This window comes from Polyangiaceae bacterium (assembly GCA_020633235.1).
In the GTDB taxonomy this organism is placed as follows: Bacteria; Myxococcota_A; Polyangia; order Polyangiales; family Polyangiaceae; genus JACKEA01.
This window is the reverse complement of the sequence record JACKEA010000009.1, coordinates 11,604-32,796: the sequence shown is the minus strand read 5'-3', so window position 1 is coordinate 32,796 and position 21,193 is coordinate 11,604. Positions and strand designations below refer to the sequence as shown.

At 67.3% G+C, this 21,193-nt stretch carries 20 protein-coding genes and 2 pseudogenes; 5 read left to right on the top strand and 17 right to left on the bottom strand.

Annotated elements, in window-relative coordinates; translation table 11 throughout:
- The first annotated feature begins 57 nt into the window (after positions 1–57).
- A complete protein-coding gene (gene hflK, locus H6717_38250; GenBank protein ID MCB9582942.1) occupies positions 58–1,056 on the top strand; it encodes an FtsH protease activity modulator HflK in 999 nt (332 codons plus the stop codon).
- A 1-nt stretch (position 1,057) separates the two neighbouring features.
- Positions 1,058–1,909, top strand: coding sequence for a protease modulator HflC (gene hflC, locus H6717_38245; protein ID MCB9582941.1), 852 nt, complete (start codon positions 1,058–1,060; stop codon positions 1,907–1,909).
- A 34-nt stretch (positions 1,910–1,943) separates the two neighbouring features.
- On the opposite strand, the gene H6717_38240 is transcribed toward hflC, so the two are convergent.
- Genes H6717_38240 through H6717_38225 form a run of 4 tightly spaced genes read right to left on the bottom strand, consistent with a single transcriptional unit; the run spans position 1,944 to position 8,750 of the window.
- Positions 1,944–3,680: a VCBS repeat-containing protein gene (locus H6717_38240; GenBank protein ID MCB9582940.1), complete on the bottom strand. Its 1,737-nt coding sequence runs from the start codon at positions 3,678–3,680 to the stop codon at positions 1,944–1,946.
- Between the two features lie 50 nt (positions 3,681–3,730).
- Positions 3,731–5,845, bottom strand: coding sequence for a hypothetical protein (locus H6717_38235; GenBank protein MCB9582939.1), 2,115 nt, complete (start codon positions 5,843–5,845; stop codon positions 3,731–3,733).
- Positions 5,846–5,868: 23 nt separating this feature from the next.
- The gene (locus H6717_38230) at positions 5,869–7,953 is read right to left on the bottom strand and encodes a molybdopterin-dependent oxidoreductase (GenBank protein ID MCB9582938.1); all 2,085 of its coding nucleotides are present in this window, start codon (positions 7,951–7,953) and stop codon (positions 5,869–5,871) included.
- Entirely contained in the window at positions 7,950–8,750 is an 801-nt protein-coding gene (locus H6717_38225; GenBank protein ID MCB9582937.1) for a class II aldolase/adducin family protein, read from the bottom strand. The genes H6717_38230 and H6717_38225 overlap by 4 nt, the downstream gene beginning before the upstream one ends.
- A gap of 108 nt (positions 8,751–8,858) precedes the next feature.
- On the opposite strand from H6717_38225, the gene H6717_38220 reads away from it, so the two are divergent.
- The gene (locus H6717_38220) at positions 8,859–9,593 is read left to right on the top strand and encodes a triose-phosphate isomerase (GenBank protein MCB9582936.1); all 735 of its coding nucleotides are present in this window, start codon (positions 8,859–8,861) and stop codon (positions 9,591–9,593) included.
- On the opposite strand, the gene H6717_38215 is transcribed toward H6717_38220, so the two are convergent.
- Positions 9,580–10,038, bottom strand: a complete 459-nt coding sequence (locus tag H6717_38215) for a hypothetical protein (protein ID MCB9582935.1) — start codon at positions 10,036–10,038, stop codon at positions 9,580–9,582. The two genes, H6717_38220 and H6717_38215, sit on opposite strands and share 14 nt — an antisense overlap.
- 167 nt (positions 10,039–10,205) lie before the next feature.
- A complete protein-coding gene (locus H6717_38210) occupies positions 10,206–10,628 on the bottom strand; it encodes a hypothetical protein (GenBank protein ID MCB9582934.1) in 423 nt (140 codons plus the stop codon).
- Here H6717_38210 and H6717_38205 point away from each other — a divergent pair.
- Positions 10,617–11,084, top strand: a pseudogene (locus H6717_38205) (hypothetical protein). The gene H6717_38210 and the pseudogene H6717_38205 overlap by 12 nt on opposite strands.
- Positions 11,085–11,343: 259 nt before the next feature.
- Here the strand turns inward: H6717_38205 and H6717_38200 are convergent.
- The 10 genes and pseudogenes from H6717_38200 to deoC form a co-directional block, all read right to left on the bottom strand.
- A pseudogene (locus H6717_38200) lies at positions 11,344–11,868 on the bottom strand (Uma2 family endonuclease).
- A 61-nt stretch (positions 11,869–11,929) separates the two neighbouring features.
- Positions 11,930–12,202 carry a hypothetical protein gene (locus H6717_38195; GenBank protein ID MCB9582933.1) on the bottom strand — a complete coding sequence of 91 codons (273 nt, stop codon included), beginning with the start codon at positions 12,200–12,202 and terminating at the stop codon, positions 11,930–11,932.
- Positions 12,199–12,480 carry an ethanolamine utilization protein EutN gene (locus H6717_38190; protein MCB9582932.1) on the bottom strand — a complete coding sequence of 94 codons (282 nt, stop codon included), beginning with the start codon at positions 12,478–12,480 and terminating at the stop codon, positions 12,199–12,201. Before H6717_38190 ends, H6717_38195 begins: the two co-directional genes overlap by 4 nt.
- Positions 12,477–13,115, bottom strand: coding sequence for a BMC domain-containing protein (locus tag H6717_38185; GenBank protein MCB9582931.1), 639 nt, complete (start codon positions 13,113–13,115; stop codon positions 12,477–12,479). Before H6717_38185 ends, H6717_38190 begins: the two co-directional genes overlap by 4 nt.
- A gap of 47 nt (positions 13,116–13,162) precedes the next feature.
- Positions 13,163–14,608: an aldehyde dehydrogenase EutE gene (locus tag H6717_38180; GenBank protein MCB9582930.1), complete on the bottom strand. Its 1,446-nt coding sequence runs from the start codon at positions 14,606–14,608 to the stop codon at positions 13,163–13,165.
- Between the two features lie 21 nt (positions 14,609–14,629).
- On the bottom strand, positions 14,630–14,944 hold the full coding sequence (locus tag H6717_38175) for a EutN/CcmL family microcompartment protein (protein MCB9582929.1): 315 nt from the start codon (positions 14,942–14,944) through the stop codon (positions 14,630–14,632).
- Positions 14,945–15,025: 81 nt separating this feature from the next.
- Complete coding sequence (locus H6717_38170; protein ID MCB9582928.1) at positions 15,026–15,346, bottom strand: BMC domain-containing protein; 321 nt, start codon at positions 15,344–15,346, stop codon at positions 15,026–15,028.
- A gap of 88 nt (positions 15,347–15,434) precedes the next feature.
- Entirely contained in the window at positions 15,435–16,058 is a 624-nt protein-coding gene (locus tag H6717_38165; protein ID MCB9582927.1) for a hypothetical protein, read from the bottom strand.
- 3 nt (positions 16,059–16,061) lie between these two features.
- Entirely contained in the window at positions 16,062–16,697 is a 636-nt protein-coding gene (locus H6717_38160; GenBank protein ID MCB9582926.1) for a hypothetical protein, read from the bottom strand.
- 7 nt (positions 16,698–16,704) lie between these two features.
- Positions 16,705–18,114 carry a deoxyribose-phosphate aldolase gene (deoC, locus tag H6717_38155; GenBank protein ID MCB9582925.1) on the bottom strand — a complete coding sequence of 470 codons (1,410 nt, stop codon included), beginning with the start codon at positions 18,112–18,114 and terminating at the stop codon, positions 16,705–16,707.
- 213 nt (positions 18,115–18,327) lie between these two features.
- Between deoC and H6717_38150 the strand changes: the two genes are divergently transcribed.
- The gene (locus H6717_38150; protein ID MCB9582924.1) at positions 18,328–19,791 is read left to right on the top strand and encodes a M48 family metalloprotease; all 1,464 of its coding nucleotides are present in this window, start codon (positions 18,328–18,330) and stop codon (positions 19,789–19,791) included.
- Here the strand turns inward: H6717_38150 and H6717_38145 are convergent.
- Entirely contained in the window at positions 19,776–21,089 is a 1,314-nt protein-coding gene (locus tag H6717_38145; GenBank protein MCB9582923.1) for a hypothetical protein, read from the bottom strand. The genes H6717_38150 and H6717_38145 overlap by 16 nt on opposite strands.
- Positions 21,090–21,193: the final 104 nt, after the last annotated feature.

Here is a 21,193-nt window from a genome sequence, read left to right as displayed (position 1 = left end):
TTCTCCAGCCGCATTTCGCATTGCGCCGAGGGGAAGGCGGGACCATGACTCTGGCCCATGAGGAGCCAGTTCGACGATGATGGCGCGCGCCCGGACGTCACCGAAGTGGTGGCTCAGGTCTCCGACGCGTTCAAGAAGAACCTGAGGAACGTGGGGCCCATCGTGGTCGGCCTGGTAGTGCTCCTGATCCTCGCGACCGGGTTCTACAAGGTGGACCCGGGGGAGCAGGGCGTGGTCCGCACCTTCGGCCGCGAAACGTCCAAGACGGGACCGGGACTGCACTACCGCTTTCCCTTCGTCCAACAGAAGGACGTGGTGAACGTGGAGCAGATCCGCCGCCTGGAGGTGGGGTTCCGTGGAGATCAGCGGGTGCCGCACGAAGCGCTGATGCTCACGGGTGATGAGAACATCGTGGAAGCCCAGATGATCGTTCAGTACCGGGTGACGGATCCTAGCAAGTTCCTGTTCGAGATTTCGAATCCCGAGGACACCCTGCGCGCCACGGCGGAGGTGGCCCTCCGCAGCATGGTCGGGCGCACCAAGATCGACGATGTTCTGACCACGGATCGAGAGAAGGTACAGAGCGAAACCCGAAGCTGGCTCCAAAAGCTCATGGACGAATACCAGAGCGGCCTCAGCATCACAGAGGTCAAGCTGCAGACGGTGGACGCTCCGGACGAAGTAAAGGAAGCGTTCCACGACGTGGTCCGCGCCCGTGAGGAGAAGGAAAAGGTCATCAATCAGGCGAAGGGCTACCGCGCGGACCAGATCCCGCGCGCCCGCGGCGAAGCGCAGAAGATCGAGCGTGAGGCAGAGGGCTACAAGGAGCAGCGCGTGCTTCGAGCCAACGGCGACGCCAGCAAGTTCGAGGCCATGCTCACGGAGTACTCGAAGGCAGAGCGCGTGACCCGCGAGCGTCTGTATCTGGAGACCATGGAACGCTTGCTGTCCAAGGTGGACAAGAAGGTGATCGTGGACAAGGACCTGGCCAAGGGAGCGCTGCCGGTGCTGCCCATTGGTGGAGCTGGCGTGCTCGGCGCCGCGGGAGGCAAGTGACATGAAGGCCTCCCTGGTGATTTTCGTGCTTTTGGCCCTGTTCGTGGGCTGGTCCAGCGTCTTCGTGGTGGACGAGAAGGAGCTCGCCATCGTCACGCAGTTCGGCGAGTACAAACGCACCGCAGAGCGTCCGGGGCTGTACTTCAAGATCCCGTTCGCACAGACCGTGACCTTCATGGAAGGCCGCATCCTGGGCAGCGACACTCCGCCCGCGGAGTATCTCACGCTGGACAAGAAGCGCCTGGTAGCGGACCCGATCACGCGTTGGCGCATCACGGATCCGCTGATGTTCTTCAAGACCGTGCACGACGAGAGCGGCGCCAAGGCACGCTTGGACGACATCATCAACAGCGAGCTCAGGAGAGAGCTCGCCAGCCACAACTTCGGCGACATCGTGGGCAACGCTCGTGATCCGATGATGCAGCGCGTGGCCTCGTCCGTACGGGCGCAGACCAAGAGCTTCGGCATCGAGATCGTGGACGTCCGTATCAAGCGCGCGGACCTTCCGCGCGAGGTTCAGGACAGCGTCTTCGCCCGCATGCGCGCCGAGCGCGATCGCGTGGCCAAGCAGTACCGCTCCGAAGGAGAGGAAGAGGCCCAGAAGATCCGCGCGGAGACGGACAAGGAAAAGACCATCATCCTGGCCAAAGCCTACGAAACCTCGCAGAAGGTCCGCGGCGAAGGCGACGCGACCAGCATCAAGGTGTACGCGGAGGCCTACGGGAAGGACCCGGAGTTCTACGCCTTCACGCGCAGCTTGGACGCATACGAGAAGTCCGTGGACGACAAGAGCACCGTCGTGCTCAGCAGCGGATCGGATCTGTTCCGCTACTTCGGGCAGCCGAAGCCGTAGAAAGATCTTGTTGGTCCGCCGCGGAAACGCCGCGTCAGGGCACGTACCCCTGACGCGTGAGGCTGCCGCGGCCGGTGCCCCACAGCACGCAGTTGTCGCTGGAGCCCGGTAGATCCCAGATCTGCACGCCGCCCTTGCCGCCACCCAGGGTGTCCTTCAAGGAAATCACCAGCTCCAGCTGTCCGTCGCCGTCCAGATCCGCCACGGAGGGAGCCGCCATGGAACCGCGCCCGAAGATCTCCACCTTCTGGAGCTCGTTGCCACCGGCGTCCAAGATGACCAGGTGGGCCGGCGTGTCCGGCTGCTTTGGCGCACCGGAGGAGAACGTGGTGAACAGGATCTCGGGAACGCCGTCGCCGTTGAGGTCCACCACCAGCGGCTCGCCGGCGCCGGTGTACGGGCTCGGCGAGCTGCCGAAGGTGTAAAACCACAGTTCCTCCCCCGTGGGGCCGAAGCAGTGCAGCTTGCCGTCGTAGGTGGGCACCAGGATTTCCAGCCCGGGCTTTCCGTCCAGATCCGCGACGGCGGGGCTGGGTCGAGTCGGAACGATGTTCTGTCCCAGATTGGAGGACTCGATGGGGAGACCGGTGTCCTTGGGCGGATCCCAACCGGTGGGTCGCGTCATGTCGTGATTCAAGACCCAGACGGTGATGCCCTTGTTGGTGGTGTCGTTCGAGTGCTCGTGGTCCCCCGCCAGCACGATCTCGTGATCGCCGTCTCCGTCGATGTCCGCGATCACCGGCGGAGAGTAGGTGAACTCCGAGCGATCTCCAGTGCCCCAGCCCTGCTGGGAGAGCTTCAAGTCGTGATACGCCTCCACGGCGGTGATCACCTTGTCCGTGAAGCTCGCGTCCGTCGGGAACGGCGTGCCATCCCCCTTGAACACGCCGAAGCCGATGGCGTCGTAGCTGCTGACGACGTCGTCCACGCCGTCGCCATCCAGATCCCCGGCAGCGATGTTCTGGTTGTAGCCGCCAAAGTCCCAGCACTCTTCCGCCGGGGGTGGGGGATCACAGCTCGGGCTCACCTGGGGAAAGCCCGGGTGCATCGAACCATCCAGCTCGTACACGGCGGTGGCGGGCCCGGTGTTGGTCTTGTTGACGAGTATCTCGAGCTTGCCGTCGCCATCCACGTCGGCGGCGGCGATGCTGCGCACCTCGTCGCTGCCACCGAAGTGCACCGGCCAGCCGGGCATCAACTCGCCGGTGTTGTCGTACACGGCCACGTTCACGTTGGAGCTCGAGTCGGCATCGCTGCCGACGGCGATCTCCACTTTGCCGTCGCCGTCGAAGTCGCCCACCACCGGCGAGGCCCACATGCGGCTCTGGCCATGCTCGGGCGAATTCGAAGCGGAGCTCGCCCATGCCGTCTGCCACAGCGGCTGCCCGTCGTGGTGCCAAGCGTACAGAACCGAGTGGCGCGCTGCGACGATGTCGAGCTTGCCGTCACCGTCCAGATCCGCGAGCGCCGGCGCCGCGAGCCAGTTCTCGTCCCAGCTCCCGTCCAGCGTCGCGCGCAGCGTGGGCGCTTGCACCGGGCCGGAAGAGCCGTTCGCCGCTGCACTGCAGGACGGCGTGGTCGGAACACCCGCCGAACCGCCGTTTCCTCCGGTAGAGCCCCCGCCCGTGCCGCCGCCGGAGCCGCCGGAGCCGCTGGAGCCGGAACCGCCCCCGCTACCGCCGTCGCCCGCGTTGCCCGAGCTCGAATCACTGCTGCACGCCGTCATCGCAAGCAGCACGCCCATCACCACACCCAAACGTGAGCCCACCATGTCACTAGCGGACTCCTCGGCGTGGGATCTGTCAACCGTCGAGCGTCACCTCACTGCGGCACCTGCGGCGAGCAGAACCCGCCGAGACACTTCACACCTGAGCTCACACCGCAGCAGTCCGCGTCCGTCGTACATTTCTCGCTGACTTGCGAACAGCCCTGACCTTCACCGCACACCTTGGGGGACGTGGGATCCAATGGATCACTCGGACGACAGAAGCCATCGCAACACTGGTCCCCCGTCTCGCAACTCTCGCCCTTGGGCTTGCACGGGTCCAGCGCCCAGAAGCCACGCTCGTTCTTGGTCTCGGTTTGGTTCGGTAGGAAGAAGGGCGGATGGCTGGGGTCCGCACCTGCCGTGGCACCGGGCGTGATCGCGGCAACCCACAGCTGCTTACGAATCCCGCCGCCCTGCTGCAGGTTGCCGTACTGGCGGATGCTGGTGAACACGACCCAGTAGTAGCCGCCGGAGGCGATGGGCAGCGCGAAGGGCTCGTAGTTCTTGTTGGCGTCCTCCGGAATGATGCCGCTGTTCGCATTGCCCAGCTCGATGTGCGTCTTGTTGGCGAGATCCACGAAGTGGAGCTTGCCAGTGCAGCCGCCGTAGGCGTTGTTGTCCCAGCTGGGTAGCATGCCGCTGTAGGAGTTTTCCCCTGCAGTGCCTTCCTGCAGCACGATCAGGTTGGAATCCGGCAGAAACGTGACGAACTTCGCGACGGAGCCGCTGCCGCCGTTGTCCACGGGGACGCTGCGGTTCGAGAAGGTGAGCGTCCCAGCGGCGCCGGCGGTCTCGTCGATCTTCACATCCATCACGCTGATGGAGCGCCGCGGCGTGCCGGGCGGCGCGCTTTCGCCGTCACCGTTGGTGAAGGCGTAGCGCTTTCCGTCCGGAGAGAAGGCCGGCAAGAACGCGCTGACATCGGCTCCGAGTCCCACCACCGTAGCGGGGTCGAGCTTCTTGCCGGCCGCGTCGATCTTCCACGCGAGCTGGTTCACGCCGCCCCAGAAGTTGTTCTCGCTGCGCATCACGTACTTGCCGTCCGGCGTGAAGGTCGCGAAGGAGAGCCCACGCGTGTCACCACCCAGGTTCGTGGGCGCGCCGGTGATCTGCGTGGCCTGCCCGGTCTGGTCCACCGCGTACACGCCGCTCTCCGGCAGGAGCGATGCAGCGTCGGCTCCGGTCGCGAGGTACTTGCCGTTCGCGGCCACGGAGTGACACACCACACAACCTTGCTTCACCTGGGCGGCAGCCTGCTGTTCGCCGGGCCGCACGGCCCAGATGCCGGTCTTTGGGTCTTCGTAAGTCTGGTAGTAGACGACGCCGCGGAGCGAGCCCGGCGCGACCACCACGTCGACGGCGTAGGGGCCGTAGGCCGTGCCCGCCAGAGCCTTGGCCACCTCCAGCTTGAGCTTCTTGCCTTGCGAGCTGTACAGCGCCGCATCCCACACGTTCTGCGGCACGGTGAGCCGCGGCGCGTTGGGATCCGCCACGGTGTAGTAGCCCTGCCAGCTGAAGTTCTGCCCCGTGAGCGTCAGCTTCGCGCTGCTGGGCGCCAAGCTGCCGGCGGAGAACATCACCAGCGGCGCGATCAGTCCGCGGGGCATCACCGTCTGGTCGTAGGGATACAGGAACTTCGAGGCATCGGGTCCCGGGTCCGCAGCGGGCGCGCCGCCGAGGGCGCCCTTGTCGGCGGGGGCCACGCTCGGGTCGACGTCCTCGCTCAGATCCACCTTCACGATCACGTCCGCCGTCGCCGTCTTGCCGTTGTAGGTGGCGGTCACCACCGTCTTGCCGGCCAGGATGCCGGTCGTGGTCGCGAGCCCCGACGCGTCGATGGTGATGATGTCGTAGGTATCGAGCGTCCAGCTGGCGTTCACCGGGGAGCCGTTGGCCTTGGCCGTGAACTGCTGCGAGGCGGGTGACGCCGCGCCGTTCACCGTGAGGGTGATGGTCGCGGGTTCCACCGTGAGGGACTGCGTGCCGCCGTCCACGTCGATGCCGCCGCCGGTGCCCGCGCCATTGCCGCCGCTGCCTGCCTTCGCGCCGCTGCCCCCGGTATTGGATGCCACACCGCTGTCGTCACCACCGCCACAACCGGCGATCGCGGCCAGCGCGACGGACAACCAAAAAACCAAAGACAAGGCGTGACGGCGGAGCGAGTGCATCGCCGTCAGGATACGGGATCTTCCTACAGTAGCTCCACCGTTACCGGAGTTCCGCTGAAGGCGGCGTTGCCGGAGGCGGCGTCCAAACGTGACGCGTCGGTGACGTCGTTGATGCTGGCGCCGGCGTGGCCCGAGGCGATGCGCAGGCGAATGCCCGGGCGATCGTGGCCAAAGCCGTGAGGCAGCGATACGACGCCGCGCATCATTTCGTCCGAGAGCTCCACGCTCACGACCACGCTGCCCGCCTCCGAAGACAACCGCACGCGGCTCTCGTTCGTCACACCGCGGGCCTTGGCGTCCTCCGGATGCATGAGCAAGGTGCAGCGCTCGGGTCCCTTGATCAGCCGCTGGCTGTTGTGCATCCAGGAGTTGTTGGAGCGCAAATGCCGGCGGCCGACCAGGGTGAGGCCGGGACGGGCCACCGTGGCCTCCAGGCGCTCGAGGTCTGCCAAAAGCGGGCGTGGGGTGACCTCGACTCGCCCACTTTCGGTGCAGATGCGCTTCGCGAGACAGGGTGAAAGCGCTCCGAGCCAGACGCCGTGAGGTCTCCTCTCGAGCTCCGACAGGGACAGACCGCGGCGACCGGGGACGAATCCGGCCCCGTAGGGTCCGCTTCGGAGGGCGATGTCGAGCAAGCGCCGCGGGCCCAGCGCTTTCATCGCGCGCCACTTGGCGCGGCTTTCCAATCGTGCGCCGAGCTCGCAGAAGATCTCCCAGTCGTGGCGCGCGTGCGGCGGTCGCTCGAACAGGGCAGGAGAGTACTTGGCGGTGTTTTCCACTGCCAAGACGTGGAACGCCAAGTCGTAGTGGTCGTGCGACAAGGGGGGCGTGGGCGGCAGGATCACGTTCGCGTGACGCGTGGTCTCGTTCAGGTAGAAGTCGATCGAGACCATGAAGTCGAGCTGCGACAGCGCTCGGTCGAGCTTCGTCCCCTGAGGCGTGGACAGCACCGGATTGCCCGCCGAGGTGACCAAGGCGTGGATAGCGCCAGCCTCGATGTCTTCGGCGAGGGCGGCGACGGGGAGCTCTCCGCCGAACTCCGGGAGACCTCGCACGCGACTCTTCCAGCGTCCGAAGCTGCCGCGTCCCGTGAGCTTGGGACTGGCTACCAGATCCACCGCCGGTTCGGCGAACATCGCGCCGCCCACTGCGTCCAGGCGGCCGGTGACCAAGTTCAAGAGGTTCATGAGCCACGCGCACAGCGTGCCGAACTCCTGCGTGGAGACGCCCATCCGCCCGTAGCAGACGGCGCGCCGCGCGGTGGCGTAGTCTCGGGCGATGCGGCGCATGTCATTCGCGGCGACGCCGCACTGGGCTTCCGCGCGCTCGGGCGAGAAGCGCTTCACCAGGGCGCGTACGGGCGCGAGATCTCCGGCGAGGGGCGAAGGCCGTGTGAGGCCTTCCTCGAACACGACGTGAAGCAGCGCGAGCAGGAGCCAAGCATCGCTTCCAGGACGAATGAAGTGGTGCTCGTCCGCGAGCTTGGCCGTCTCCGTGCGGCGGGGGTCCAACACCACGAGCTTGCCGCCTCGCTTCTGAATCGCGCGCAGCCGCCGCTCGATACCCGGCGCCGTCATCAGACTGCCGTTGGACGCCAGGGGGTTCGCGCCGAAGATCAGGAAGTATTCGGTGCGGTTCACGTCGGGCACCGGCAACAGCAGCTGATGGCCGAACATCCAGTATGCCGCCAGCATGTGCGGAAGCTGGTCCACGCTGGTGGCGGAGAAGCGGTTCTTGGTGTGCAAGGCGCGAACGAAGGGCGGCGCGTACAAGAGCGACCCGTAGTTGTGCACCGTAGGGTTGCCGAGATACACGGCCACGCCGCTCTTGCCGTGGGCTCGTTGCACCCGGCGGATGCCGTCCGCAGCACGATCGAAGGCCTCGTCCCAGCCGATCTCCCGGAGCTTGCCGTCGGCTCTCAGCAGGGGGCGTTCGAGGCGATCCGGATCGCTCTGGAGGTCGCCCAGGGCCACGGCCTTGGGACACACGTGACCGCGGCTGAAGGGGTCCGACTGGTCGCCGCGGATACGCGTGACGACGCCGTTCGTGGCTTCCACCTCGATCCCGCACATCGCTTCGCACAGCGTGCAGGTGCGGAAGTGGGTCATCGCTTGGAGCCGAGGGCGAGGGTGACCTGTTCCTGCACGCGAGCGATCATCGCGGTGTGGTCGTCCTGTCGGGGCGTCGGCTCACGTGAGGCCATGCCGGGGCAGGCGTTGCAGTGGTCGCAGGGCGATCCGGCTACCTTGCGGGGCGGCAGCCCGAGCGACTGCCCCACCTCTTGCAGCCGACCGATCTGCGCCGCCGACAGCGGGCGAATCGGCCCCAACTGGCGCGCCCGAAAGGTGATCTCCGCCACGTGCTCCATGCGCTCGAGCTTTCCGTAGGCTTCATCGAGGTTGGCGCCCACGGTTAGGCTGCCGTGTCGGTCGAGGATCATCGCGTCGTAGTCTCGGAGCCACTTGCGAATTTCCCGCGGCACCTCCTCCGTGGTGGGCGTGGTGTAGGCCGTGGTGGGGATGGAGCCGAAGGTGAACACGATCTCGGGAAGCAGGCACTGCGCCAGGCTGACGCCTGCGAGAGAGAACGCGATGCAGTTGGTGGGGTGAGCGTGGACCACCGCCCGTACCTCGGGGCGCTCGTCGTAGGCAGCCAGGTGCATCTGGATCTCGCTGGACACGCCGCGGGTTCCGCTCAGGCGCTTGCCCCCGAGGTCGATCACCACCAAGTCCCCCTCGCTCATGAAGCCCTTGTGGATGCCCGTGGGGGTGGCGAGCACGCGATCCTGCCCCAGGCGCACGCTGACGTTGCCGTCGGTCGCGGCCAGCCAGCCGTGGGCGTAGATCCGCTTGCAGATCTCGACGATCTCCCGGCGGAGCTCGCGCTCGGGTCGTTCCGTGTGCATGGGGGCTCAGGGTGCCACGAGAGGGCCGCCGCGAGAAAGCCTCGCTTTGTGCCATGATGCGCCGCCGTGAACCCCGCTCGGAAGCCCCTCGTCGCCGGTAATTGGAAGATGCACCACGGAGGCCCCGAAGGGGTCGAGCTCGCGGTGCAGGTGGCGCGCACCGCTGCGTTTCTACCCGGTGTGGAAGCCGTGGTGGCACCGCCGCACCTCGCCATCGTGCCCGTCCTTCAAGAATGTCGCGAGGTCGCACGGCAGCTCGGGAGGCCGCCCATCGGCGTGGCCGCGCAGAACGTGCATCCCGAGCCCAAGGGCGCGTTCACTGGAGAAGTGAGCGCTCCCATGCTCCACGACGTCGGCTGCGAGTGGGTGATCGTGGGTCACAGCGAGCGCCGCGCGTACTTCGGCGAGACGAACGAGCTGGTCCGGAAGAAGACCGAGGCGGCGCTCGACGCCGGGCTCACGCCCATCGTGTGCGTGGGGGAGACCCTCGAGGAACGCGAGCGGGGGCGCACATTGGACGTAGTGCTGGCCATGGTGGACGCCGTCCGACTGCCGCTCGCGCGCGGCGGCGTGATCGCCTACGAGCCGGTGTGGGCCATCGGCACCGGACAGGTGGCCACGCCACAGGATGCGGAGCAGGTACACGCCGCGATCCGCGAGCGACTGGGCCCCGACGTCGGCCAGCGGACGCGCATACTCTACGGAGGCAGCGTGAAGGCGGACAACGCGCCGGAGCTCCTCTCGCAGGCCAACATCGACGGCGCGCTGGTGGGGGGCGCCTCGCTCACGATCGACGCTTTTGCCCCGATCCTGCGCGCCGCCCAGACGCTCAGCGAGCGCTGAACCGCAGCGCGTTTCCCAGCCGGGCGGAGCAAGCCACCGCCGAGCGACTCGTGGGCGCCGGCTCCGAGCGCGGGGGCGCCACGCTCACGTTCTTCGCCCGCAGTGCTCGCTCCAGGCAGCCGATGAGCACGTCCTCGTCAATGGGTTTGAGCAGTACGCGCTGCACGTTCTTCGGCAGTAGGCTTCGGCGAGCCAGATCCGGCCGTCGAGTGACGATCAGGCAGGGCAGCGACGGCTCCTGCTCGGCGACCCACGAGAGCAGCCGCCCCGCGGCTCCACCTTCGAAGGTGACGTCGGTGATGAGCACGTCGATTTCGTTGCTGAGCACGAAGGCGCGGGCTCGCTCCGGCGACGTGACCCACACCATCTGCCAGCTCGGGTGTCGACGACGGAGCGCGCGGTGCGCTCCCTCCAGCGCGCGGCTGTCCGAGTCCAGCCACAGCATTCGCGGAGATCCTCGAGACATGGGCGCACAGCACCACTTCGCCGCGCCGCCGTCCAAATTCCGGACACGCGCGCCGCTTTCTTGACACGGAGCCCGTAGATTTCCGATTTGATTGTTGGCTCGGCGCGATCTCCGTCGCGGACGCTGGACGTCAGAGGTCAATTCCGTCAGTCTTCGAGCATGCGGTGGGTACTTGCTTGTGCGTCGGTGTTGGTGCTGGTCGGCTGCGGCGGGAGTGACGACGCCGCGCTGTTCGGCGGTTCCGGCGCGGGAGGACAGGACGCCGGCGTGACGGGCGGCAGTGGCGGCAGTGGCGCCGTGGGCGGCGTTGGCGCGACCGGCGGCAGTGGCGCCGTGGGCGGCACCGGAGCGACCGGCGGCAGTGGCGCCGTGGGCGGCGTTGGCGCGACCGGCGGCGTGGGCGGCACGGGAGCGACGGGTGGCGCCGGCGGCACCGCGGCGAGCGGCGGCAGCGCAGCGCGGCGGCCAGTGGGGGCACGGGAGCAACCGGTGGCGATCCCGGCACCGGTGGCACGGGGGCGACGGGCGGCACGGGGGGTGCGACGTCCCTCGGCCTCTGTGCCGGGCACTGCGGCAGCGGCCAGCCCGTCACCCCAGAAAACTGTTACTGCGACGAGGCCTGCGTCAATTCCAACGACTGCTGCCCGGACTACGGCGCGACCTGCCACAAGGTGGCCGGCCCCGGTCAAGTCACCTGCGGCAGCACGACCTGCAGCACTGCCACGGACTTCTGCTGCCAGCAGTTCACCGGAGCTGGGCTCAGCCCGAAATGTCAGACGGGGGGCACGCAGTGCCAGGGGCCGGACATCTACTGTGACGGCCCGGATGACTGCGGCAGCGGCCAGGTGTGCTGCAGCACGGTGGTGCAGCAGAACAACGTGAACTTCGAGTGCAAGCTTCCGGCGGACTGTTCCGACCCCAGCCAACGCATCGTGTGCGGAAACGACGCGAGCGTGTGTCAGACAGGACAGAAGTGCGTTCCGCACCCCTGGGTGCCCCAATACAACTACTGCGCGGTGAACTGACTCAACTGCGCTTCAACGCTTCCAGCTCGGCGGCCAGCCGGTTGGCGCGCTCGGCCTCGGCGTTGGCGCGCTCGGCCTCGGCGTTGGCGCGCTCGGCCTCGGCGTTGGCACGCTCGGCCTCGGCGTTGGCACGCTCGGCCTCGGCGTTGGCGCGTTCTTCCAGAGCGAGCGCCGCCTCGGTTGGCACCTGCAGCACATCGCCGGTCGTGTCGAGCCAGCGCAGCCACGGCGCCGTGATGCCCCACAGCGTGCTTGGGACGACACCAAGGAGCAGTCCCAATCGCTTACAGCTCAAGCGACCCTGGGCATCGGGGGTCTTCCTCACGTACTCGGCCGAAGGCGCGTCGAGCTCGTAGCCCTCGAGCAGCGCCGAGAAAGGATCGAACAGGAAGTACTCGGCTACGCGGAGCGCGCGGGAATAGACGCGCATCTTTTCGCCGCGGTCGACCGCCTCCGTCGACGCCGATAGGAGCTCTATGATCACATCCGGCGCCTGCCCGCCTTCCTCCCATACCACCCACGCTTTGCGTTCCTTGCGGGTGGTGTTCATCACCACGAACACATCGGGTCCGCGAAAATCGTTTTTGCGGGTCTGCGTCTCGCTGAAATAGAGAAACATGTCCCCGCTCACATAGAAGTCGTCTCGGTCGCGCCACGCGTGCTCGAGAGACTGGATGAGCAGGATCATCTGCTGGCGGTGACGCTCCGATTCCATCGGCTCACCGTCGTGGCAGACGAGCTGATCGGCCCCGGGCAGTGGGCGTGACTCGAAGGACTGCGTCATGACAGGGCTCCATGGTAGCAAAGCCCCGTCGACCGGGCACGCCGGCGGTTGCGCCGCTGTCTCAGTCGGTCGCGACTTCGTCGACGATTCCGACGATGACGGATCGGACGGGGCCATTCGGCGCGTCCAGCAACTGTCGCGCGCTGTTGCCCTCGTCCTCCACCACGACGGTTTCCCCCATGCCGGCACCGACGAGATCCACGGCGACCACGTAGCGCTCGCCGTCCCACTCGCCGTCGGGCGTCACCGCCCGCACGATGAGCTGCTTCTTCCCGTCGTAGAACGGGTGCTGCACGGTGCTCACGACCGTCCCACACACGCGCGCGAGGATCACTTCGCCTCTCCGTCGTAGTCGTGCTGGTCCACTATGCCCACGATGGCGTGATCCACGGGAATGAACCACGGGTCGTGGAGCAACGCCGCTTCGCGGGATGCTTCGTAGGTGACCAGGGCACCGGTGGACGCTTGGGCCGAGGCGTCCGTAGCCACGAAGGGCTCGCCTTCCACCGAGAGGTCTGCCTTCAGTGGCCGCACGATGAGCAGCTTGAGCCCTTCCGTGCCCGCCACCTTGACGGTGGCGACCATGGTGCCGATGACGCGACCGAGCTTCATCCTCGCCACTCCGTGAAAAAGCGGGTACCGCCACTGACGGCATTCCGTACTTCGTCGTCTGCGTTCGGGATCACCACGGTGTTGAGGGCATCCCGCACTCCCGGGCTGAAGGAGAGCTGCCGCGCGTTGGCGGCCTCGGCGATCTCGATGGCAGCTTCCACGTCGTGGACGTCACCCCAGAGCGTCGCCAGGGCCTTGCCGCCGAGGCCGTCCGCCAGTCGGAGCTCGACCAGATCGACTTGGGCGCCCTTGAGCGCGAGGTCGATGGCGTTCAGCAGGGTGGGGCAGGTTTCGGACTGCACCACGCCAAGCGTGTCTCCCGGTGCCGGCCAGCGAACCACGCCATTGCGGAAAGCGGGCAAGAGCCGGGGCTCCGCGTCGGGCAGCAGCACCGAGTCGCACAGCTTTCCGCCGGCGATCTCCAAAGCCCGGCCGAAGGACATCTCCACCGGCTCCACCTGTCCCGCGAAGGCGATCAGGTAGCGTCCGCACTGCACGGTGCCGCGCGCCGCGATCTCCACGAACGCTTCCTTCACCAATGCGTCCAGGGCGCGCAGACCGACGGGTACCTCGGCGATCTCGAGCAAGGCGAGGGCGGGCCCGGCGGCGGACGGCGGTTCGGGCTTCTTCGCCACCGTGCGCCTCGCGGCCGCTCGTGATTTCGCCTTGGCCCGCGCCATGCTCACACGATCCGAAACTGATCCTTGAGGGTGCAGCGCCGCCAGCGAGAGAAGGACCGCGGGCTGGTGAGGCCCTCGCCGGTAGGCGAGGCGATCGTGAACGAGGTGTAGCCCTCGCCTTCGTGCCCCAGGCCCGCCACCGCGCGACCGTTCTTGACGAAGATGCTGCAATTGCACTTCCGCGCCATCGTGCTGAGCGCCACCAGGTCGTGGGAGTGCATGGTGGCCGTGTGGAAGTTGCCGCCCTCGGCCTCCACCGCCAAGTCGATGGCTTCCTCCACGGTCTTCACGCGGGTGAGGGGCAGCACCGGCATCATCTGTTCGGTCCAGATCAGCGGGTGGTCGTTGGGTACGTCGACCAGCACGCAGCGCGCCTCCCGCCCACCCGGAAGGCCGAGCTCCCGCAAGATGAGCTCCGCGTTCTTGCCCACGAACTTGCGGTTCACCACGGCGTGACCGCGGGGGCCGGCGTTCTTCTCGAAAATCACCTTCTCGAGCCGCGGCAGATCCGAGGGCTTCAGCTCCACCGCGCCGGCCCGCTTCATGCTGGCCTTCAGGTTTTCCGCCACGGACTCGACGACGATGCACTCTTTCTCGTCGACGCAGATCACGTTGTTATCGAAAGAGTGCCCGAGAACGATGTCTCGCCCGGCCTGCTCGATGTTCGCCGTGGCGTCCACCACCGCCGGCGGGTTGCCGGGTCCGGCGCAGATGGATCGCTTGCCGGAGTTCATCGCGGCTTTCACCACGCCCGGGCCCCCGGTGACCACCAGCAAGCGCACCAGGCGGTGCTTCATCAGCTCCGTGGCCGTCTCGATCGTCGGCTCCGCAACGCAGGTGAGCACGTTCGCCGGTCCGCCCACGGACAGGATGGCGCGGTTGATGAGACGAATGGTCTCCATGCTCACGCGCTTGGCAGAGGGGTGCGCGTTGAACACCACGGTGTTTCCCGCCGACACCATGCCGATGGCGTTGCAGATGATGGTGCTCGACGGATTCGTCACTGGTGTGATCGCGCCGATCACACCAAAAGGAGCCGGCTCGATCAGGACCAGGCCGTGGTCACCGCTTTGGGCACCAGGCGTGAGCTCCTCCGGCCCGGGCGTCTTTTCGGTGACGAGCAGGTTCTTCTGAACCTTGTCTTCCCAGCGCCCGAGGCCGGTCTCTTCTTGCGCCAACTTCGCCAGGGGCTCCGCCTGGGGGCGCAGCGCCTGGCGCACGGCCTCGATCATGGTGAAGCGCTTCTCGAGGCCGACGGCGGACAGCTCGAAGAAGGCCGCCCGTGCTGCACGCACGGCAGAGTCGAGATCGGCGAAGACGCCATCCCCCAGGGCGGCCGCCGGCGCGGGCGCCGCGCGGGGCGTGCTCGAGAGGCTCACCGGCGGACCTTGCCCGCTGATCTGCTGGGCAATGGCTTCCGCGATGCGACGGATCTCTTCGGGGCTCATGCTGCTCCTCGCTCAACCGACTCAGTCGGCGTAGCCGTGCTCCTGGCCGTGCTTCTCGTAGAGCTTGTCGCCCTCGATGTCCCAGCTGTCGACGATGGCCATGATCACCGCGTCGCACGGACGATCCCGAGTGACCTCGGTCTGGCGCGCGGAAGAGCCCGACGCGTACAGCACCATCTCGCCGACGCCAGCGCCTACGGCGTCGTTCGCGACGACGTAGCCGCCTTCCTTCAGGGTCTCGGGGTTCACCTGCTTGAGTAGCAGGAACTTGAGCCCATCCACTTTGGGATCCTTGCGGGTCGCCACCAAGGTCCCGACCACCTTTGCCAGGAGCATTGCTCGATACCTTTCGCCGGCAACAAACGACAACCGCGGGGGTGGTGGCCGGAGCAGGACCACCCCCGCGTGCCGGAGCGCTTACTTCTTTCCGCCGCGGGCCGAGATCTCCTTGGAGACCTCGTCCTTGCGACCGAGCGGCAGCACCAAGTCCACGTTGACGTGCGGACGCGCGATGATGTGCGTCGCGACGATTTCGCCCACGCGAGAGGCGCCGTTCTGTCCGGCTTCCACTGCCGCCTTCACGGCGGCCACGTCTCCGCGGATCACGGCCGTCACGTAGCCGCCACCGGTCTTCTCGTAACCCACGAGCTCCACCTTGGCAGCCTTCACCATGGCGTCAGACGCCTCGACCATCGCCGCGAACGAGCGGCACTCGATCATGCCCAATGCTTCGGCCATTACCACTTCTCCCTATGTTGCGTTTTCGTGCGAGAGGCGCCCCGGGCTCGCCGAGACGAAAGCACCCATGCCGGCGAGATTGCCGGGATCATTTCTTCGCGCTCCGCCCCTTCATGCTCTTGATGGCGTTCTCCGCCGCCGGCGCCGCCACGTCGATGTCGCGGTCCGCGCCGGCCAGATACACACGGCCCAAGGAGCCAAAGGACACGATCTCCAGCACCCGGATGTGGGCGGCCTTCTCCGCTTCGTTGGCGGCGATGGCGGCGTAGGCGGCCGGCTGTACCTCCAGCGTGTAGAGCGACTGCCCGGCCACGATCATGTGGCCGTGACGGGTGCGGTTGATGAGCTGAGTCTGCCGGTCGTCCAACCCGCGAATGATGGTGGACGACTGGATCTCCGGCTGGATGCGGTCTTCTTCCGTGTGTCCGATTTCCTTCAGGATGGCCTCGCCGGCGCGGCGGACCTCGCCCTGCTCGTCATGGTGCAGCTCGAGCAGGCCGTACAGGCGCTCGACGATCTGCATGCCGGGCTTGATGCCGGTGGCCTTCACGGCGATGTCCGTGAGGCGGTTGATGGCGATGCCCGGGGCGATCTCGATGAACAGCGATGCCTGGCCTGCGACAGGCAAGAAGCCCTTGGCCACCGTGCCGAGGAAGGCGGCGTGCTGGGGCTGCAGGGAATCCAGAAATACGTAGCTTCGAAGGTCGATCACGGCTCAATCCCTCCGCGAGGTGACGCCTTCGCGCCCGGACAGGGACTCGATGGCCTTGAGGGCAGCCACGGACGCGACGTCGATGTCGCGCTGCTCGCCGCCCAGATACACCCGGCCGAACGCGCCGGTCATGCGCACGTCGATCACGTTGATCTCCGCGGCCTTCTCCGCTTCGTTCGCGGCGAAGGCGGCGTAACCGGCGGGCTCCACCTCCAAGATGTAGAGGGACTCCCCGGCTACCAACATCATGCCCTGCCGGTTTCGGTTGATGAGCTGCACCTGGAGGTCGTCCACGTGCAGGATCACCTGGGACGACAGCGCGCGCGGCTTGATGCGGTCGCTCTCTTCCAGCTCCAGGGCGTCGAGGATTGCCGCGCCGGCCTGCCGCACGTCCGCCTGAGACGGGCTGTGCACCTCCAGCATGCCGTACAGGCGTTCCACCACCTGCATGCCGGGCCGCACGTCCGTCGCCTTCACCGCGATGTCCGTCACGCGGTTGATGTCGATACCGGGGGAAATCTCCACGATGAGCGAGGCCTCGCCGGCCATGGGCAAGAAGCCCTTGGCGACGGTGCCCAGGTACGCGGCCAGCTGCGGCTGCAGCGAGTCGAGGAATACGAAGCTTCGGAGGTCGGCCATGGTCCCTTCAGTACGCCGAGCCCGACTGGGCCGTTGGGGTTTGTCCGTGCGCCTCTTGCACGATCTTGACTCCGACGGAAGCGCCGATGCGGGTGGCGCCGGCGCGGATCATCTCCTCCGCTGCCTTTGCCGAACCCACGCCGCCGGAGGCCTTGACGCCCAGCTTGTGCTCCACGGCTTGAGCCATGAGCGCGACGTCGTGCGCGGTAGCGCCGCCCTTCGCGAAGCCGGTGGAGGTCTTCACGAAGTTGGCGCGAGCTTTCTTGGCCGCGACGCAGGCGGCGACCTTCTCTTCGTCGGACAAGAGCGCCGTCTCGATGATCACCTTCAGCAGCGCGCCGCCGTCACGCGCGGCTTCCGCCACCAGGCGGATGTCGTCGTACACCGCTCGGTGGTCGCCGGACTTGAGCGCGCCGATGTTGATGACCATGTCGATCTCGCGAGCGCCTTCGCGGATCGCCCGGCGCGCCTCCAGCGCCTTGATCTCCGCCGGAGTGGCCCCCAGCGGAAAGCCGATCACGGTGCAGACGACGGGCTTGGCGCCGCGCAGGCGAGCCGCGCAACGCTTCACGTGGACCGGGTTCACACACACGGACGCGAAGCCGTACTGCTTGGCTTCGTCGCACAGCGTGTCGATCTGCTCGTAGGTCGCGTCCGGCTTCAAGAGCGTGTGGTCGATGAGCTCCGCCACGTCCTTCGGCACGGCGCCGACGCCGAGGCTGCTGGAGATGCGGCCGCCGGGGCCCACCAGCGTGCGCACCTCGCTCGGGCGTTTCGACACGCAATGACCGCAGCCGGTGCACGTGGGACAGGCGGCACCGCCGCTTTCCCCACCGCCGCCGAGCAGCGCCGGGTTCTGCGTGAGCACCTGAGTGATGGCGTTCACCAGCGACTGGTGATCGCTGTGGGCCGAGACCATGGGCAGAGTCTTCATGGGTGATGCCGATGTCGGAAGGGGACGCCCCCGATCGAGCGCGTCGATCATCGCCACCCGACGTTTGTGGCGGTCGATGGTACACTCGGTTTGCAGGAAAACGTCGACGATTTTCAGGGCCTCGGGCTCGGAGAGGTAGCCCGCGCCAAGGGTCAGCACGTTGGCGTCGTTGTGCTCTCGAGCGTTCTTGGCGGTGGCCTCGTTGAAGGCCATTCCGGAGCGCACGCCGGGGATCTTGTTGGCGACCATGCCGGAGCCGATGCCGGCGCCGTCTACCATGATGCCGCGAGCGGCCTCACCGCGCGCCACCGCTTGCGCGACCGCTTGGGCGAACACCGGGTAGTCGCACGCCTCCGTGGAGTGCGTGCCAACGTCCAGCGCGCTCACTCCCCGGGCCTCGAGATGACGCACGATGGCCTGCTTCAACGCGAATCCGCCGTGGTCGCTCCCGACGGCTACTCGGCCAAGGGCTGCTGTCGTCATCTACTCGTGGTCGCCCCGCTGGGCGAGGGAGCCCGCGACCGTAGCCGAAGGCCGAGAGCCCTGGCAAGGAGCCCCGCACTCACTTCGAGGGCACCGTGATTTGGGCCAGGTCGCGCCTTTTCGAGGCCAGGCTTTTTTTGTTGGTCCGGCGCGAGCCCCGCCGCGCCCCGCCCCCCAGTGTTAGTCTGGGGCCCACCCTTGGGGGCGCGGCACATGAGGGCATCATTGGTCTTTCGGAGCGTGGTCGCTCTGCTTCTGTTCGCGGGCTTCTACCTGCTGGCCTTCGCGATGGTGCTGTTCCTCTCGTGGCTCGCGTACATCCAGTTCGTGCTCGAACGTGGCAACCTGATGATCGCGTTCTTTGGTGTGACGACCGCAGGGGTGATCGCATGGTCACTGCTCCCCAGGGGGGAGCGCTTCCGCCCTCCGGGGCCGCTGCTCTCACCAGAGAAGCACCCCGAGCTTTTCTCCATGATTCGGGAGGTCGCGAGAGCCACGGGGGGAGAGATGCCCAGCGAGGTGTACCTCGTTCCGGGAGTGAACGCGTTCGTGACCCGGCGCGGCGGAGTGCTGGGGCTGTTCGATCGCCCCGTCATGGGTCTCGGGCTGCCGCTCTTGGCGCTGCTCACGGTGTCGCAGCTCCAGGCGGTGCTGGCCCACGAGCTCGGTCATTTTCACGCGGGTGACACCCGCCTCGGTCCTTGGATCTACGCGCTTCGCGCCGCCATCGGCCGCACGATCATCGGGCTCGCCAAGCGTGGCTTCATCCGCAAACCCTTCGAGTGGTACGGAATGATGTTTCTGCGCGTGACTCGCGGGATCTCCCGGTACCAGGAGCTCGCGGCGGATCGCCTCGCGGCGCGCGCCGTCGGAGCACCGCACTTGATGTCGGCTCTGAAGACGGTTCACGCCGGGAGCGTCGCCTATCAGACGTTCCATCGAGACGAGTACGAGCAGATCCTGCAGGCAGGCTACCGCGCCCCTCTGGCGGAGGGGTTTGGAGCGTACTTCAGGGCTGAACAGGAGCGCGGGGCGCTGGACGACGTCGTCGCGGAGGAGATCGAGTTCCCGCTGCGGCACGTGCTCGATACGCATCCACCGCTCGTCGAGCGTCTCCAAGCGCTCGCCGCCGAAACGGCCCCACCAACGCCCGACGACGATCGCCTGGCGCTGATGCTGTTGGGGGACGACGACCTGGACGGCGAGGTCTGCTACGCCGAGGTCGGCGAACGGCTCACGGAGCTTTCTTGGGCCGAGGTCCCTCGACGGGTGTTGCTGCCGAGCTGGCGCAAGCAAGCCGCTCTGTTCGCCGGCGCGACCGTGGGCGAGCTGCCCATGTCGTCACGCGCTCTCACCACACTGGGGGAGCGACTGTCCGAGGAAGACCTCGGCGAGCGACCGGATCTCGCAGCGCAATTGGGCGCCAGGGTGCTTGCGGCCGCGCTGTCCGCGGCCCTCGTCGCGGACGGCTACCGTGTGCGCTACCGCGTGGGCCGCCCGATCGAGCTCCGAAAGGACGAGCGGCGGCTGTATCCGTTTCGCGACTTCCGCGCGCTGGCGGTCGGAGCGCTGAGCGTCGAAGAAATGAAGGCCCGACTCTCCGATCAGGTGCTGAGGCTCCCGGTTCTGGCGGCGGCGCGCAGAGCGCGCACCGGCCGGCGTCAGGGAACGCCCTGAATCGTCGAGTTCTGGATGGTGAGACTGTGGCAGTTGGTGCCCACGGCGGTGCCCGCGTTCTTGGTGCTGCCGGTGGCCACGCTGGTCCAGTGACCGCCGGTGTTGCCGGTCATGGTGGTGTCGATGATCGACAAATCCCCCTGGAAGTTGTTGCTCGTGAAGAACAGTCCGCCGCCGAAGGCGTTGCTGCCCGCGGCGTTGTTCACGATCTTGTCGCCGCACAGGTTCACGTCCACGGACTGCCCGTCGCTGTAGATCGCCCCGCCGTTGCCGCCGGAGCCGATCTCGTTCTGGCCGTTGTTGATGGCGGAGCACTTGCTGGGGTCGTTGTTGTTGGCGTCGTGCCCGATGGCTTTGTTGCCTTCGAACAAGCTGTTCACGATGTTCAGCTCGCAGAACAGCCCGCCCACCGCGCCGGCGTTGCTGGCCTCGTTGTTCTGGAAGGTGCTGCCTTCGATGATCATGCCGTTCTTGCTGCCGACGACGTAGATCGCGCCGCCACCGGTGTCCGGCCCCAGCGGCGCGGCGTGGTTGTTCTTGAAGATCGAGTCGATGACCGTGAGGTTGCCGTCGCGCATGTACAGGGCGCCGCCCTCGCCGTCGTTGAACCCCTGAGAGCAGGGGGCTGGCGCCGGGGGAATGGCCTCCGTGGGCGTGGTCTTGCCGTTCACCAGGGCGATGTGCTGCAGCGTGAGGCGATGGTCGTTGGCTTGGAAGTTGGCGCTGTAGAAGCGCAGGATGCGTACCTTGTTCTGGCCATCCAGAGTCACGAGCTGACCGCCGTCGATCACCGTGTCCTTGTTGGACGGGACGTTCAGCGTTTCCGTGATGCCAATGGTGACTGGTGCGCTGCCGCAGTCGAAGGTGATGATGCCGCCGGCGGTGACCGCGCTCTTCAGCGCGGCGAAGGTGCAGCTCGCCGCGGTGCCCGTGCCCACCACCGCCGTCGGGTTCGACACGTTCGCAGGCTTTGCGCCGGCCGGCACGCCGCCGCTGCAGGAGCCGTCCGGGTTGCCCGCCGTCCAAGTGGACGTGCCGCCGCCCGTGCCCCCGCTTCCGGCTGTGCCACCCGTGCCGGAGGTTCCGCCCGTTCCCGAGCGCCGCCGCGCTGCCGTAAGCGCCGGCAGCGCCGCCCGTGCCCGCGCTGCCGCCCGTGCCCGCGCCGCCGCCCGTGCCCGCGCCGCCGCCGGTGCCCGCGCCGCCACCGGTGCCCGCGCCGCCACCGCTGCCGCTGGTGCCTGCGCCGCCGCCGGAGCTCCCCGCCGCTCCGCCCGTGCTCGGGCTCCCGCCCGAGTCACTGCTCGAGCACCCGACCAACAACGCCAGCGTTCCGATCGCGATCGCAGCTCTCATGTGCGCCTCCGGATCCACACGGTAACAAAACGCGCCGGAGGTGCAACGG

Excerpts from the sequence above, each read along its gene's own strand:
- H6717_38225 (MCB9582937.1), bottom strand. The coding sequence starts at position 8,750 with ATGCACACGGAACGACCCGAGCGCGAGCTCCGCCGGGAGATCGTCGAG.
- H6717_38220 (MCB9582936.1), top strand. The coding sequence starts at position 8,859 with ATGCACCACGGAGGCCCCGAAGGGGTCGAGCTCGCGGTGCAGGTGGCG.
- H6717_38190 (MCB9582932.1), bottom strand. The coding sequence starts at position 12,480 with ATGAAGCTCGGTCGCGTCATCGGCACCATGGTCGCCACCGTCAAGGTG.
- H6717_38170 (MCB9582928.1), bottom strand. The coding sequence starts at position 15,346 with ATGGCCGAAGCATTGGGCATGATCGAGTGCCGCTCGTTCGCGGCGATG.
- hflC (MCB9582941.1), top strand. The coding sequence starts at position 1,058 with ATGAAGGCCTCCCTGGTGATTTTCGTGCTTTTGGCCCTGTTCGTGGGC.
- H6717_38235 (MCB9582939.1), bottom strand. The coding sequence starts at position 5,845 with ATGCACTCGCTCCGCCGTCACGCCTTGTCTTTGGTTTTTTGGTTGTCC.
- H6717_38150 (MCB9582924.1), top strand. The coding sequence starts at position 18,328 with ATGAGGGCATCATTGGTCTTTCGGAGCGTGGTCGCTCTGCTTCTGTTC.
- H6717_38175 (MCB9582929.1), bottom strand. The coding sequence starts at position 14,944 with ATGCTCCTGGCAAAGGTGGTCGGGACCTTGGTGGCGACCCGCAAGGAT.
- H6717_38160 (MCB9582926.1), bottom strand. The coding sequence starts at position 16,697 with ATGGCCGACCTCCGAAGCTTCGTATTCCTCGACTCGCTGCAGCCGCAG.
- hflK (MCB9582942.1), top strand. The coding sequence starts at position 58 with ATGAGGAGCCAGTTCGACGATGATGGCGCGCGCCCGGACGTCACCGAA.
- H6717_38215 (MCB9582935.1), bottom strand. The coding sequence starts at position 10,038 with ATGCTGTGGCTGGACTCGGACAGCCGCGCGCTGGAGGGAGCGCACCGC.
- deoC (MCB9582925.1), bottom strand. The coding sequence starts at position 18,114 with ATGACGACAGCAGCCCTTGGCCGAGTAGCCGTCGGGAGCGACCACGGC.
- H6717_38230 (MCB9582938.1), bottom strand. The coding sequence starts at position 7,953 with ATGACCCACTTCCGCACCTGCACGCTGTGCGAAGCGATGTGCGGGATC.
- H6717_38180 (MCB9582930.1), bottom strand. The coding sequence starts at position 14,608 with ATGAGCCCCGAAGAGATCCGTCGCATCGCGGAAGCCATTGCCCAGCAG.
- H6717_38240 (MCB9582940.1), bottom strand. The coding sequence starts at position 3,680 with ATGGTGGGCTCACGTTTGGGTGTGGTGATGGGCGTGCTGCTTGCGATG.